Raw genomic sequence first — 14,206 nt, forward strand, 5'->3', positions numbered from 1 at the left:
GCCAAAGCAGCAATGCCGACCTCTAGTTTAGAATGGGTTTGTAGGGGGAACGAAAAATACTCAAGAATCTGATTGAAATTGATGGTGCTAAACAAGTAATGATAAATCCAAAGAGGAATTATAGTGATAGATAAAATACTATATCTCCCCGATCCGTAGGCAATTTTGGACAATTAGGCATGGCGGAGAGACACTTGATTTTTAGCGACTATTCTATCATCATTACTTCTTGAGGACTACCGTAAAAAGCAAAAAGCGGCCAGATTTCCCTTTTGTTCCCTCTTATCTATTCCTCTCAATAATTTCGACTCAAATCATGAAAAAACGCTTACAATGGCTAGGTTTAATCCTGATCACCCTGATAGGTGTCCTAGCTTTTCGTTCCCCAGCAATTGCCCAAACCCCGCGACATTTTACCGATTTAACTTTTCCTCCCCTTCCTGAAGTTACAGTTCCCCAATACGAGCGCTATCAACTAGATAATGGGATGGTGGTTTATTTAGTGGAGGATCGCAGCTTACCTTTAGTAAGTGGTACGGCGATGATTCGGACGGGAGGAAGATTAGAATCCGGGGAAAAAGTCGGATTAGCCGATATTACTGGAACCGTGCTGCGTAGTGGTGGCACGGAAAAACATCCTTCTAATGTCTTAAATCAGTTATTAGAACAAAGAGCAGCCCTAGTAGAAACCTCGATCGATCTTAATGCTGGAACTGCTAGTTTTAGCGCTCTTAGTGAAGATTTAGAAACCGTTTTTAATCTCTTTGCTGAGGTTTTGCGTTCCCCAACTTTTGAAAATCAGAGAGTGGAATTAGCCAAAGTTCAGGAAAAAGGAGCAATTGCCCGACGTAATGATGATCCCAGTGATATTGCTAGTCGGGAGTTTAAAAAGCTAGTCTATGGTGATAATAGCCCCTACGCTCGTACTGTAGAATATAGCACTTTAGCTAATATTGATCGTCAGGATTTAATCGATTTTTATCGCACCTATGTCCGTCCCGACCAAATAATTTTAGGAATTGTCGGTGATTTTGATTCTCCCTCGATGAAAGCATTAATCAATAAGACTTTTGGCAATTGGAAAAATCCCGCCACTACCCCTAAAATTGTCACCCCTTCTGCAACCCAAAAAAATCTTCAAGGTGTCTTTGTTGTCAATCAACCCCAATTAACCCAGAGTAGCGTTTTATTAGGTCATCTTGGGGGTCGGTTGGATAGTCCCGACTATCCCGCTTTAACGGTATTAAATGAGATTTTAAGCGGTTTTGGTGGTCGTTTATTTAATGAAGTGCGCTCCCGTCAAGGATTAGCTTATTCTGTCTATGGTGTCTGGAATAGTCGTTATGATTATCCCGGTTTATTTATTGCCGGAGGTCAAACTCGCACCGATGCTACCGTACCTTTTATTAAGGCAATTTTAGGCGAAATCGAGCGCCTTCGCAATCAACCCGTTACTGCCAAAGAATTAGAAGACGCTAAAAATGCTATTCTCAATTCTTTTGTTTTTAAGTTTGAGAAACCTGCTCAAAATTTATCGCGATTGATGACTTATGAATATTATGGTTATCCCCAAGATTTTATCTTCCGTTATCAACAAGCGGTAAAAGGGGTGACAACTGCCGATATTCAACGAGTGGCCCAACAATATCTACAACCGAATCAAATTGTGACTCTAGTAGTGGGTAATGAACAGGAAATTCAACCTCCTCTATCCAGTTTGGGAACTACGGTTAAAACTGTTGATGTCACCATCACACAAATATAAATAACTGTAGAGATGTCGGGTGTGTTACATGACGCTAACACACCTGAGAAAAATTTCCTTTTAAATGTTGACAAATTGCCTATCATAAAAGCATAGTCTTCATCAATTCCCCAGAGACTTTTAGGGTTAGTATGTAATGCTCATCGAATTTAGTGTCGGTAATTATCGGTCTTTTAAGGATGTAGTTACTCTCAGTATGGTGGCTGCAGATGAAGCAGCAGATAATGATGAGCTTGATAAAAATAATGTTTTTAAGGTTAATCAGAATTTTAGTTTACTAAAAAGTGCTGCTATTTATGGAGCAAATGCTAGTGGTAAGAGTAATTTGATTCTGGCCTTATATTTTATGCAAAGTTTTGTCATTAATTCCTCGAAATTACAAATTACAGATAAGATAGATTTAGAAAAATTTCGATTAAGTTCTGAAACCGAAGATAAACCTTCTTTTTTTAAGATAGTTTTTTATCTAGATAATAAGACCTATGAATATAGCTTTGAAGTCACTCAAGAGCGAGTAATTTCTGAGGGGTTATCTTGCACGCCCAAAACTCGTAAAACTAATATATTTAGTCGTGAAAAAGATAAAATTAAATATAGTAAAAGTCTGATGAAGGGCAAAGATGTCAAAGATTTAACTAAAAAAAATACCTTATTTCTATCGATTGCTGCTCAGTTTAATGATCCGTTAGCAGGTAAGATTTTACTCTGGTTTAGTAGGTTAAAGATTATATCGGGTTCGCAACTTGAAAATTTAAGACAGCTATCTATTGACTATCTTTCTAGAGAGCAAAATCTTAAAAATGAAATCGTTTTCTTAATTAAAAAATTAGATTTGAGTATCAAGGATATGAGTATAGAAGTGGGACGGAAACCCCTAGATAATTTTCATAAGGATATTCCAGATACAGTTTACAACTCCATTGAAACCTATCATGAAAAGTATGATTTAGAGGGAAAGGTAATCGGGTTAGAAAGCTTTCAACTGAATAAACATGAGTCGCGTGGCACTCAAAAATTATTTGCTTTATTAGCACCTATTTTATCGGTTTTAAAAGCAAGTGAGGTATTAATAATTGATGAACTGGATTCCCTACTGCATCCCTTAATGGCAATAGCAATTATTGGATTATTTAACTCTCAACAAACAAACCCTAAAAATGCTCAACTTATTTTTGCTACTCATGATGTTAATTTACTTAGTAATCAACTGTTTAGAAGAGATCAAATCTGGTTTACCGAAAAAAATCGCCAAGAAGCAACGGATTTATATTCTCTGGTCGAATTTGATATTGATAATAATGCTTCCTTTGAACAAGATTATATTCAAGGTCGCTATGGTGCCATACCTTTTATTGGTGATTTAAGCAAAGTTATCGGTGATTATTATGGCTAAAAAAGATGGTAATTATAGTTATTTAAAACGTCAAGCTAACAAGAGACAGCCAAGGGAAACATTTTTGATTGTTTGTGAAGGAGAAAAGACTGAATACTATTACTTTACTTGTTTGAGGGAAGATTTAAAATCTAATAACATTAAAATAAAAGTTAAGGGAGAAGGTCAAAATACCTTGAGTTTAGTCAAGAAAGCAATTAATATTAAAAACAATGAAAAATCAGCATCTTACGATCAAGTTTGGTGTGTTTTTGATAAAGATAATTATACCAAAGAGCAATTTAATCAAGCTGAGGGACTTGCCCAAAAAGAAAATATCAAGATTGCCTATTCTAATGAAGCCTTTGAAATTTGGTATATTTTGCACTTTCAATATCTTGATACTGCTACACCTAGAGATAGATACGGGAGTATTTTAACTAATCAAATGAGAAAACTTGGATTAGTTTGCGAGAAAGAAAAATATGAAAAAAACCGAGAGAATATCTATGAAAAATTAAAGCCTTATCAGCCTACAGCGATTATCAACGCCGAAAAACTTATTAAACGGCGAGATGAATTAAAACAACATCCTTTTGATCCCCATCCTTCCACTACCGTACATGAATTAGTGAGGGAACTCAATAAAAATAGTCGATCTTAAACTTAACTATTTTGAGATAACTAAGGCTATCATTCAGGAAAGTTACTGTTGAGACTCCTGATTAGTTTGTTAATTTTTATGTCAAGTACCTAGACAATTAAACCCTTTAGAGATAGGGTGAGCGTGGCTGAGTTGGCTATTGTAGAGTTTTGTAAATAAATATCAAACTCAAGGGTTTTTGAAGATGGTATGTCGCTAAACTGAAAGTATAAAGTACAGAGGTAAAAATACTTATGATGCTACTACAAGATGTTGCGAGAACCTCTAGAGAACAAGCATTAATTCTGTGGTTTGAAGAAGTAGACAGCAAAGATGTGGGATTAGTCGGTGGCAAAAACTCCTCCTTAGGCGAAATGATCCAACAATTAACCCCGAAAGGGATTAATGTCCCCACAGGATTCGCCACCACCGCTTACGCTTACCGTCACTTTGTCGAAAAAGCCGGACTAGACGCACAATTAAGACAAATTTTCCAAGATTTAGACGAAAACGATGTGCAGAACCTGCAAGAAAAAGGTAAACAAGCACGCACATTAATCCTAAATACACCGTTCCCCGATGATTTAAGTCATGCGATCGCTATTGCCTATCGCCGACTCTGTGAACGTTATGGCGATGATCTCTATCATTCCATCGATGTGGCAGTTCGATCGAGCGCCACTGCCGAAGACTTACCAGAAGCGAGTTTTGCCGGACAACAGGAAACCTATCTCAACGTGCAAGGGGTGAGGGGAGTTTTAGAAGCTTGCCATAAATGTTTTGCCTCTTTATTCACCGATCGCGCTATTTCCTACCGTCATCATAACGGTTTCGATCACTTTGCCGTCGCCCTTTCCGTCGGTGTCCAAAAAATGGTGCGTTCAGATCTAGCCACCTCCGGGGTGATGTTTTCCATCGATACGGAAACAGGGTTCAAAAATGCCACTTTAATCACCGCAGCCTACGGTTTAGGGGAAAATGTCGTGCAAGGAGCCGTTAACCCCGACGAATATCTGGTTTTTAAACCCACTCTTAAAAACGGTTACAAACCCATCCTCGACAAACGCCTCGGCAGTAAAGCCATCAAGATGATCTACGATGATGGAGGATCGCGTCTAACCAAGAATATCCGAGTTAACAAGCTAGAACAGGATCAATTCTGCATTAGTGACCAAGAAATCCTCACTTTAGCCCGTTGGACGACCCAAATCGAGGAACATTACTCGCAAGTGCGCGGAACCTACACCCCCATGGACATCGAATGGGCAAAAGATGGGATCACGGGAGAACTCTTTATCGTTCAGGCGCGCCCAGAAACCGTACAATCCCAAAAAGCAGCTAATATCCTTAAATCCTACGAAATTAAGCAAAGAAGTCAAGTTTTAGCGGTGGGACGGAGTGTAGGTGCGGCAATCGGTCAAGGAAAAGCCAGAGTCATCCTCAGTGTAGATAAAATCAACAACTTTAAACCGGGAGAAGTTCTCGTCACCAATCGCACGGATCCCGACTGGGAACCGATTATGAAACAAGCAAGCGCGATCGTGACTAATCAAGGTGGTCGTACTTGCCATGCCGCTATTATCGCACGAGAAATGGGTATTCCGGCGATCGTGGGTTGCAATAATGCCACGGAAACGATTAAAACCGGTCAGGAAGTCACCGTTTGCTGTGCGGAAGGGGATGAAGGGAAAGTTTACCTCGGATTGCTACCCTTTGAAATTCTTGAAACTCCCCTGGACAATTTGCCCCAAACTCGGACAAAAATCCTCATGAATATCGGTAATCCTGAAAAAGCCTTCGCTTTTGCCGATATTCCTGCCCAAGGGGTCGGTTTAGCGCGTCTAGAGTTTATTATCGCTAACCACATTCAGGCCCACCCCAGCGCCTTGCTGAAATTCCACGAATTGGAAGAAGGAGACGTAAAAGACCAAATCGCCGAATTAACCAAACACTACGAGGATAAACCCCAATTTTTCGTCGATAAATTGGCCCGGGGAATTGCCATGATTGCAGCCGCATTCTACCCCAAAGATGTAATTGTGCGGATGTCCGATTTTAAATCCAATGAATACGCTAATTTATTGGGTGGCAAACCCTTTGAACCCAAGGAAGAAAACCCGATGATCGGTTGGCGCGGCGCTTCCCGTTATACTGATCCTAATTATCGCGAGGCTTTCGCTTTGGAATGTCGGGCGCTGAAAATGGTCCGGGAAGAAATGGGATTAACTAATGTGATTCCGATGATTCCTTTCTGTCGTACCCCCGAAGAAGGGATGAGAGTCCTTGAAGAAATGGCGAAAAATGGTCTCGAACGCGGGGTTGATGGTTTGCAAGTTTATGTGATGTGTGAGTTACCAAGTAATGTAATTCTTGCCGACCAATTTGCTCAGGTGTTTGACGGATTTTCGATCGGTTCTAATGATTTGACCCAATTAACCTTAGGATTAGATCGGGATTCTGCCCTAGTTGCCCATCTTTTTGATGAACGGAATGAGGGAGTTAAACGCATGGTGAAAATGGCTATTGAAACCGCTAAAGCCCATAATCGCAAAATCGGTATCTGTGGTCAAGCCCCCAGTGATTATCCCGAATTTGCTCAATTTTTAGTGGAATTAGGCATCGATTCTATCAGTCTTAATCCTGATTCTGTCCTCAAAACTTTATTGATGGTGGCAGCAGTGGAGCAAGGACAATAGTTTAGTGATAAAGGTGGGCAAGTCCCACCTTTTTTTGTCTTGATATAAGTAGGGTTTGCTGAAAAAGTTTGTTGGTGGGGTTAGTAGCCGCCGACAGGTCAAAAGCCTTATTTTAAAAGGGTTTTAGCATTATTCAGCAAGCCCTAAATAATATAAAAATTTAGGGTGTATTACTCTATGCTAACACACCCAAAACTCAAGATTTTCTTGCAGTCTTTAAACCCCCGCTAATTGTTGTAATTGCAAGAGAGGAGCAAAGGTATTGATATTAACATTAGTCATCACTGTTTCTTCTCCTGCGGCACATTCATAAACCACATAAGTCCAGATACCCGGATTATCTTCCTCGGCACTTTCTCCCTCATAAAAAGTGATTGTACCGTCATCTTCGCACTCGTAATAAGCGGAATAAACATCCTCCCATTCGCAATCGGAATCATTCATGGTTTCCTGAATTACCGTTAGTACCCCTGCGATGTGATGGGGTTGGGTTTCCACCTGCACTAAACGTTCTTCTTCCCAGATAAAATTATGCAGTTCTAGAGTCATATTTCTCCTTAGATATTAACAAATAATTAATTAAAATTTCCAACAGTGATTAGCATCCTTTAACGCGGCTTTTACCGTTAATAATTGACTAAAATTATCAAAGAAATAGAGCAAAATAAGATAGTAATTTCTTCTAAAATTAAGGCAGGTTTTTGATTATCACCAGAGGATAAGTATCGATCCACCAGTTGATAACATTCATAGATTTTCAAGAATAATTATTAGTTTTTTAAGAGATGGCGGTACTTTTCTTGGAGATTTTCCGTTGCTTTGGTTAATTTTCCCTTTTCGTCTAGGATGGGTAGTTTCATGATTTCCGATGAAGCTTTAATTAAAAGTAGCAGCTCCCGAAACTTGGTTGCATCTTCCTCTAGATGGAGATTAAAATTAGCTCGTGACTCCAGTTCATTTAAACCCTTAATAGCTCTACTATTCAGACTATTAACGAGGTATTGTAACTCCTTAATTCTGCGCTGAACTTGTCCTAAAAAACCCTTACTTTTATCTAACTGAGCTATTTTATTATCCACTTTCTTGGCGTATTCGATAGCTTTAGTTAGGGCCTTTTTCCCTTCTCCTCCTAAGACAAAACCACCAATCATTAAAGCAGGTCCGACGGTAATACCTCCTAAAACCACTGTTCCCAGGGCCATACCACCACCACCAGCAGCTAAAGAACCACCTCCTAACCATGCTAAGGTAGCATTCCAAGCGGCTACCCCACTAAGTCCACTAATTGCTGTTCCTGTACTAGCAGTACCGAAAAGGCCAATTAATCCTAGGGTTCCCTGACTGGCTGCCGAAGCGACTCCCACTACTTTTAAACCCCCCACAGCCAAACTTTGCGCGTCTAACACTTCTGCTTTATATTCCTTGAATTGTTCGGCAGAAAATCCCTCAAACCCTTCTAAGAAGCGTTGATGGGATGGGGAGTAATTTTGACCAATTCTTTGACTAATTCTTTGATCAATTCGTCGAACAAACTTAATAAATCTGCCGATGGTGTTGATTTTGACATTAATTTGCAGTTGACCGTATTCTTCTGCGAATTTTTGGGTAGCTTGAAACTTTTTTTCTAGGGATTTGTTGGCTTTTTTATATCTTTGTTCGGCACTTTTGCCAATTTTTTTCGCCTTTTGTAGCTTGGAGACACCATCAGCACCAGCACTAACACCTACACCAGCAGTAACTAAGGCAGCCGCACCAAGAATAATCGGGATAATAAAGATCATGACCAAAAATCTCCTAGTCTATCCAGTTTTGCAAAATTCTACCAACATAGTTAAAAAAAAATCAAGGATTGTATCGGTAGAATTACGGCCCTCTTATTCTTTGTGTGATAAGTTTAACTTATATAGAAGTGATCAATCTTTGTGTCCTTTGTGTCTTTGTGGTTCGTTCCATGCACTCACCAGCAGGACTGTATTTTAGAATAGATTTTACCTACCGAATCCAAGAGAGCCGAATCACTGAATAGCTGATAGCTGGTAGCTGAGGATTTATAACTTGCGTTCGTAACTTAACAACGTATTTTTTAATAACATTGCCACTGTCATCGGACCGACACCACCCGGTACAGGAGTAAGATAACTAGCTACTTCTAAAACTCCAGCATAGTCCACATCCCCCACCAAACGGTCAGCGACGCGATTAATACCCACATCCACCACTACCGCACCAGGTTTTACCATATCCGGGGTGATTAAATTCGCTTTACCGACCGCAGGTACTAAAATATCGGCACTTCTGGTTATTTCTGCCAGATTTTCCGTGCGCGAGTGAGCAATAGTTACCGTAGCGTTTTCCTCCAATAACATTAAAGCTAAAGGTTTCCCCACTAGAATACTGCGACCCAGTACCACCGCGTGCTTACCGGCTATGGGAATATTATATTCTTTCAGCAGTGCCATGACCCCCGCAGGAGTACAACTGCGGATACAGTCCTCACCCCGCACTAAACCGCCTAAATTGAGAGGATGTAAACCATCAGCATCTTTTTTCGGGTCAATTTGGTAGAGAAGGGAAACCGCGTCTAAATGCTTAGGTAAAGGTAATTGAATTAAAATCCCGTCCACCCGCTCATCTTGATTGAGACGGACAATTTCCGCTAAAACTTCTAGTTCATTTGTATCGGTTGGAAAATGACGACCAAAAGAGGCCATACCGATTTTAGTACAAGCTTTCTCCTTATTGCGTACATAAACGGCACTAGCAGGATTATCCCCCACCATCAACACCGCTAACCCCGGAGGTCTTCCCATTGGAGATTTTAGCGTCTGGATGCGCTCTCCTAGACCAAGCTGGATTTTTTGAGCTAAGGCTTTCCCGTCGAGAATTTGGCAAGTAGTTACGGACATTCTATGATAATACCGAGAACAAAAATCTTTCGGATCCATTCTATGGTCAAAAAGATTGGCTAATCGCACTCGTTAAGGTTAAAGCAAGAATGTCTATCCAGACTCGTCTAGGGCGCATCGGCAGTTTATTATTATTGCTAGGGTTATTCGGTTGTAGTACCCTTGCTGACCTCGGTATTGCCGTTCCCTACATCGGTGATCCTCCCCTAACAGCGATCGAGCAATTACAGGAAAAACCAAAAGGCGCTTTAGTTTATCTTAGGGGAACTGTCAGCAATTATGCCCCTTTTTTAGCGGGAGGAGCCTATCTTTTGCAGGATGGGTCTGGTAAGATTTGGATTCGCACCAATAGCAATAAATTACCCCGTCAAGGCGAAGAAATCGTCATTAAGGGCAAAATTGACTTTGAGGCTATTCCCCAGGGTTCTCAAACCGTTAACGAAGTGTATGTGGTGGAATTAGAACAGATGGATGCAGTAGCGGTTAATTCTCTTCCTACTCCTTCCCCGTCCCCAGAAATTAAACCTTCCCCCACCTCAGAAGTTAAACCCCCAGAAAACAATTCTCCCCCAGTTTCAACTAAACCCCTGGAAAATCCCCGACAGGTGACAATTCCCAGCGCAGCTGAAACAAAACCCCCAGAAACTCCCGTCGTTACCCCCGTTAAACCCAATCCCCCCGCGCAACCCGTCGCGGAAGCGATTCCCCCCAAACCCCCCGCAGTGCTTAAACCCATCCCAGATCCCCTCGATGCCTTCTTTTTACCCCATAAACAGGGAGAAAAACAGTAATCAGTAATCAGTAATCAGTAGCGGGGCAAACAGATGGAGAGTAAAGTTTATGATAAAGCTTATAAATTTGCCATTAGGATTGTTAAAGGCTATAAATATTTGTGTGAGACTAAACAAGAATATGTTTTGTCAAAACAGCTATTAAGGAGTGGCACTTCAATCGGGGCTAACATTGCCGAGGCTAATGGAGCCATTTATCAAGCTGATTTTCGAGCTAAAATGTCAATAGCTTATAAGGAATGTCTAGAAACAAAGTATTGGCTGTCTCTATTGAAAGACACGAATTATACCATTTCTCTAAATGAAAACTACACATCGAATTTAAATCCCCCTTTAAGTTCCCCTTTTTAAGGGGGATTTAGGGGGATTAAACTTCTGTAGTCAGACTTTGGAGAATTGGTATTGATGACGCAGAGGAAATTGGTAAAATGCTTTGGGCTATTCTAAAAACCTGCCAAGAAAATACCAAAAACCGATAACTGATAACTGATAACTGATAACTGATGATATTTGTTGCTTTGGCGATTTTAGAACAGGACGGTCGCTTTTTAATGCAGTTGCGCGACGACATCCCGACGATTCTCTATCCGGGGATGTGGGGTTTATTTGGTGGTCACTTGGAAGCGGGTGAAAGTCCAGAAATAGGGTTAAAACGAGAGTTACAAGAAGAAATTAACTACGAAGCCCCTAGTTTACGCTATTTTCGCTCTTATAACGATGATAATCTCTCCCGTTATCTTTATCATGTACCCCTGACCCTGGGATTAGAAAAATTAGTGCAAACGGAAGGGCAAGATTTAGCATTATTACCTCCGGCTGCCATCCGTCAAGGGGAATACTATTCCCAGAAGATTAATCAGACTCGTCCTTTAGGAAAAATTCATCGCCAGATATTGCTCGATTTTATAGAACTAGAATTATAGTGGATACTAGAGCCAGACAAGGAACTCCCTTATCTATACGAAAGTCGTAGTTAACACTGCTCCTCACCTCCCTCGAAGGCAAAATGCTCCCGCTTTTTGAATGGCTTTATTGAAACGTCAATCTTATTTTGGCTTTGTCTTTATGAACCAGTCGCGTCCCTCGTTCGTTTCCGTGCAGAAACTCCTATCTGGAGGTGCGATCGCTACCCTAGCAGTTAGTTCCCTGATGGTCTTCACCCCCGCAGCCAAAGGGGAAAAACCCTTAGAAGATAACCCGAAAGCAGTCATCGACCAGGTTTGGCAAATTGTTAATAATGAATTTGTAGATCGTGGTTTTCATCAAATTGACTGGCAAAAAAAACGTCAAGAATTGTTAAGCAGAAATTATACTAATCCCCAACAAGCTTACACAGCAATCCGCGAAGCTTTAAGGGAATTGGATGATACTTATACCCGTTTTTTAACTCCTAGGGAATTTTCTGTCCTCACCAGTCAAACTTCCGGAGAATTATCGGGAATTGGGGTACGTTTAGCTCTCGATAAACGCAGTAACGATCTGGTTGTTGTCGATACGGTGAAAAAATCCCCCGCCAAGGAAGCGGGAGTGAAAAGCGGCGATCGCCTGATCAGAATTAATGGCAAACCCACCGCTTTAATGACCCTAGAACAGGCAATGGAGGCACTACAGGGAGAAGTGGGTACTAGCGTTAGTTTACAGCTTGCCCGTCCCGATAAAGGGGTATTTGAAGTGACTTTGACCCGGGTAGATATCGAAATCCCCTCCGTTAGCTATACCCTGAAACAGGAAGGTGGGGTGAAAGTTGGTTATATTAAACTGGATGAATTTAGTTCCCACGCAGCCGAACAAATGAAAGAGGCGATCGAGGAATTAAGTCAACAACAGGTATCCGGCTATGTTCTCGATCTGCGGGGCAACCCCGGCGGGTTACTATTTGCTAGTGTCGATATCGCTCGTATGTGGATGAAACAGGGCAAAATCGTTAGCACCATCGATCGACGGGGCGGAGATCGCCAATTTATCGCCAATAACACCGCTATTACCGATTTACCCCTAGTAGTCTTGGTTAATAAAGGTTCAGCGAGTGCCAGCGAAATCCTCGCCGGAGCGCTAAAAGAAAATGGCCGGGCGACTTTAGTAGGTACATCGACTTATGGCAAGAGTACCGTCCAATCGGTACACACCCTTTCCGATGGTTCTGGATTAGCGGTGACAATTGCCCGTTATTATCCCCCCAACGGCGAAAATATCTACAAAAAAGGCATTAAACCCGATGTGCAGATCGAGTTAACCCAAGAACAACAGCTGCGCTTCCGGGATGATCCTTCTTTGCTGGGAACGAAGGATGATCCCCAGTATCAACAGGCGATCTCACTCCTACAATCCCATAGTGTTAAACGTCCAGGCACTGGCAATCTCAATAACCCTTTGAGTAGTCGGGCCGAATAATCGTCCTAGAAAATCTGGGGAAACGGCTACTGTTTCGGCGAAATGGCGATTCTAGAACAGCCTTTAAAGTCTTTAACAGCGCTCTCTCTCGCTCCCGTGCAGTTGCTGGTGATTCCCCCCCCAAAGATTTCTGCAGCTACAAATTCTGCAACTAAGCATAATACGCATTATAAAACTGTATCGCTGGCTACAAATGCTCGATTATTCGCCAAAAAGTAACCTGATCAAAACCTCACACCCTGCTCTATAATTCCCGACGACCTTCTAAAGCTCTCGCTAAAGTTACTTCATCAGCGTATTCCAGATCGCCGCCCATGGGCAACCCGAAAGCGATACGGGTAACTTTAGTGAAGGGTTTCAGTAAACCCCCGATATACAAAGTCGTGGTTTCCCCCTCGACACTGGGACTGATAGCTAAGATAACTTCCTGAATTTTTTTCTGGCTGACTCTGGTGACTAAAGACTGTATATTTAATTGATCCGGTCCAATCCCATCCATAGGTGAGATAACACCCCCTAAAACGTGATATTTGCCCGAATATTCCCTAGTTTTCTCCAAAGCAATCACATCTCTGGAGTCAGCTACCACACAGATAGTCCCCGTTTCTCGGTTAGGATTGCGGCAAATTTCACAAATCGGTTCGGCCGAAAGATGAAAACAAACCTGACATAATCCTACTTGTTTTTTAGCCGCCACGATCGCCTGGGCCAATTCGATCGCATCTTGTTCCGGTCGTTTGAGAATATACAAGGCCAAACGTTGGGCGCTTTTGGGTCCGACTCCAGGTAATTTTTGTAACTGCTCGATCAAACGAGCTAAAGGCGGTGTATAAATAGCAGTTAATCCTCTTATCAGTTATCAGTTATCAGTTATCAGTGGGTAAGTTATCAGTTATCAGATTTGAGTTTTCAAGTGAGCAGTGTTACATGGAAGTTTCCTACTGTCTTTTCACTGTTTACTGCTCACTGTTTACTAACTAAGACCTTTTTGGTAAACGGACATCGATAACACTGGTGTTGAAATTATAATTATCTCCTTCCAACTCGATTAAAGTGCCAATTTTCACCTTTTGACCGCCAACAACCGCACCAGTGTCGGTAAATTCCGCTTGACCACTGAGAGTCATAATCATATCTTGAGAATAGTTTTCCGTGCGGGGATCCGGTAGGACTTTCACACTACCATCCGGCTGCGGAACTAAGACATTTCTCGATAAAGGTTTAACATTTTTTATATCCACTTGACCGGCCGGTTGATTACGAATAACAATATTAGTTTTCTTCTCGGTATTGAATTGATTAATCAAAGCATTGGGATTGAGAACACTTAAACCCCGGACAATAACATCCACTTCTATGGGTTCTTTGGTAACTTGAGCGATCGTACTTTTACCACTTGTCCCCGGTACAACAAAAATACCGATAATTGTCAATAAAATTACTAAGGCCGCTCCGATATCAAGCAAGCTAAATTTACCGAATAAACGTCCTTTTGAGTCTAATAACTGCATAGCCTTGAATTTATATAGATGACTATTCCTAGAGATCGAGCCTAGAGAGTAAATTCTATCACGATCGGAATCTTGGTCGCAGACAGGAAGTCTGACTTAAGATAGAAGATCGGAGTCTCACACGGAGCGAT

Annotated in this window: 13 protein-coding genes and 1 pseudogene; 9 read left to right on the forward strand and 5 right to left on the reverse strand. The window is 41.4% G+C overall.

Translation table 11 applies throughout. The features are described from left to right. Positions 1–316: 316 nt before the first annotated feature. From EWV60_RS08685 to ppsA, 4 genes are all read left to right on the forward strand, one after another. Positions 317–1,765, forward strand: coding sequence for a M16 family metallopeptidase (locus EWV60_RS08685; protein WP_002751920.1), 1,449 nt, complete (start codon positions 317–319; stop codon positions 1,763–1,765). A gap of 136 nt (positions 1,766–1,901) precedes the next feature. Continuing rightward, positions 1,902–3,158: an AAA family ATPase gene (locus EWV60_RS08690; RefSeq protein WP_002737351.1), complete on the forward strand. Its 1,257-nt coding sequence runs from the start codon at positions 1,902–1,904 to the stop codon at positions 3,156–3,158. Beyond that, positions 3,151–3,801 carry an RloB family protein gene (locus tag EWV60_RS08695; RefSeq protein ID WP_024969619.1) on the forward strand — a complete coding sequence of 217 codons (651 nt, stop codon included), beginning with the start codon at positions 3,151–3,153 and terminating at the stop codon, positions 3,799–3,801. The genes EWV60_RS08690 and EWV60_RS08695 overlap by 8 nt, the downstream gene beginning before the upstream one ends. Before the next feature lie 233 nt (positions 3,802–4,034). Beyond that, the gene (gene ppsA / locus EWV60_RS08700) at positions 4,035–6,476 is read left to right on the forward strand and encodes a phosphoenolpyruvate synthase (RefSeq protein ID WP_061432620.1); all 2,442 of its coding nucleotides are present in this window, start codon (positions 4,035–4,037) and stop codon (positions 6,474–6,476) included. 216 nt (positions 6,477–6,692) lie between these two features. On the opposite strand, the gene EWV60_RS08705 is transcribed toward ppsA, so the two are convergent. From EWV60_RS08705 to folD, 3 genes are all read right to left on the reverse strand, one after another. Next, entirely contained in the window at positions 6,693–7,025 is a 333-nt protein-coding gene (locus EWV60_RS08705) for a hypothetical protein (protein WP_002738007.1), read from the reverse strand. A 221-nt stretch (positions 7,026–7,246) separates the two neighbouring features. Then, positions 7,247–8,257: a PIN domain-containing protein gene (locus EWV60_RS08710; protein ID WP_287231889.1), complete on the reverse strand. Its 1,011-nt coding sequence runs from the start codon at positions 8,255–8,257 to the stop codon at positions 7,247–7,249. Positions 8,258–8,524: 267 nt separating this feature from the next. After that, entirely contained in the window at positions 8,525–9,382 is an 858-nt protein-coding gene (folD, locus tag EWV60_RS08715; protein ID WP_287231891.1) for a bifunctional methylenetetrahydrofolate dehydrogenase/methenyltetrahydrofolate cyclohydrolase FolD, read from the reverse strand. An 89-nt stretch (positions 9,383–9,471) separates the two neighbouring features. On the opposite strand from folD, the gene EWV60_RS08720 reads away from it, so the two are divergent. From EWV60_RS08720 to ctpB, 5 genes and pseudogenes are all read left to right on the forward strand, one after another. Beyond that, the gene (locus EWV60_RS08720; protein ID WP_287231893.1) at positions 9,472–10,173 is read left to right on the forward strand and encodes a single stranded DNA-binding domain-containing protein; all 702 of its coding nucleotides are present in this window, start codon (positions 9,472–9,474) and stop codon (positions 10,171–10,173) included. A gap of 33 nt (positions 10,174–10,206) precedes the next feature. Further along, a complete protein-coding gene (locus tag EWV60_RS08725; protein WP_287231895.1) occupies positions 10,207–10,524 on the forward strand; it encodes a four helix bundle protein in 318 nt (105 codons plus the stop codon). Between the two features lie 50 nt (positions 10,525–10,574). Beyond that, a pseudogene (locus tag EWV60_RS23180) lies at positions 10,575–10,652 on the forward strand (four helix bundle protein); the annotation flags it as partial. A gap of 24 nt (positions 10,653–10,676) precedes the next feature. Continuing rightward, complete coding sequence (locus EWV60_RS08730; RefSeq protein WP_149106712.1) at positions 10,677–11,096, forward strand: NUDIX hydrolase; 420 nt, start codon at positions 10,677–10,679, stop codon at positions 11,094–11,096. 142 nt (positions 11,097–11,238) lie between these two features. After that, entirely contained in the window at positions 11,239–12,564 is a 1,326-nt protein-coding gene (gene ctpB / locus EWV60_RS08735) for a carboxyl-terminal processing protease CtpB (protein ID WP_353734386.1), read from the forward strand. Between the two features lie 244 nt (positions 12,565–12,808). On the opposite strand, the gene recR is transcribed toward ctpB, so the two are convergent. Together recR and EWV60_RS08745 are read right to left on the reverse strand one after the other, a co-directional pair. Continuing rightward, positions 12,809–13,399: a recombination mediator RecR gene (gene recR, locus EWV60_RS08740; protein ID WP_043999193.1), complete on the reverse strand. Its 591-nt coding sequence runs from the start codon at positions 13,397–13,399 to the stop codon at positions 12,809–12,811. 142 nt (positions 13,400–13,541) lie between these two features. Beyond that, complete coding sequence (locus EWV60_RS08745) at positions 13,542–14,075, reverse strand: DUF4330 domain-containing protein (RefSeq protein ID WP_287231899.1); 534 nt, start codon at positions 14,073–14,075, stop codon at positions 13,542–13,544. Between the last annotated feature and the right edge of the window lie 131 nt (positions 14,076–14,206).

The sequence above is a fragment of the Microcystis sp. Msp_OC_L_20101000_S702 genome, from assembly GCF_007095705.1.
In the GTDB taxonomy this organism is placed as follows: Bacteria; Cyanobacteriota; Cyanobacteriia; order Cyanobacteriales; family Microcystaceae; genus Microcystis; species Microcystis ichthyoblabe_A.

What these genes read in the sequence shown, in the direction of transcription:
- EWV60_RS08720 (WP_287231893.1), top strand. Translation starts at nt 9,472, where the DNA reads ATGTCTATCCAGACTCGTCTAGGGCGCATCGGCAGTTTATTATTATTG.
- ctpB (WP_353734386.1), top strand. Translation starts at nt 11,239, where the DNA reads ATGAACCAGTCGCGTCCCTCGTTCGTTTCCGTGCAGAAACTCCTATCT.
- EWV60_RS08730 (WP_149106712.1), top strand. Translation starts at nt 10,677, where the DNA reads ATGATATTTGTTGCTTTGGCGATTTTAGAACAGGACGGTCGCTTTTTA.
- EWV60_RS08695 (WP_024969619.1), top strand. Translation starts at nt 3,151, where the DNA reads ATGGCTAAAAAAGATGGTAATTATAGTTATTTAAAACGTCAAGCTAAC.
- ppsA (WP_061432620.1), top strand. Translation starts at nt 4,035, where the DNA reads ATGATGCTACTACAAGATGTTGCGAGAACCTCTAGAGAACAAGCATTA.
- EWV60_RS08685 (WP_002751920.1), top strand. Translation starts at nt 317, where the DNA reads ATGAAAAAACGCTTACAATGGCTAGGTTTAATCCTGATCACCCTGATA.
- EWV60_RS08745 (WP_287231899.1), bottom strand. Translation starts at nt 14,075, where the DNA reads ATGCAGTTATTAGACTCAAAAGGACGTTTATTCGGTAAATTTAGCTTG.
- EWV60_RS08705 (WP_002738007.1), bottom strand. Translation starts at nt 7,025, where the DNA reads ATGACTCTAGAACTGCATAATTTTATCTGGGAAGAAGAACGTTTAGTG.
- folD (WP_287231891.1), bottom strand. Translation starts at nt 9,382, where the DNA reads ATGTCCGTAACTACTTGCCAAATTCTCGACGGGAAAGCCTTAGCTCAA.
- EWV60_RS08690 (WP_002737351.1), top strand. Translation starts at nt 1,902, where the DNA reads ATGCTCATCGAATTTAGTGTCGGTAATTATCGGTCTTTTAAGGATGTA.
- EWV60_RS08710 (WP_287231889.1), bottom strand. Translation starts at nt 8,257, where the DNA reads ATGATCTTTATTATCCCGATTATTCTTGGTGCGGCTGCCTTAGTTACT.
- EWV60_RS08725 (WP_287231895.1), top strand. Translation starts at nt 10,207, where the DNA reads ATGGAGAGTAAAGTTTATGATAAAGCTTATAAATTTGCCATTAGGATT.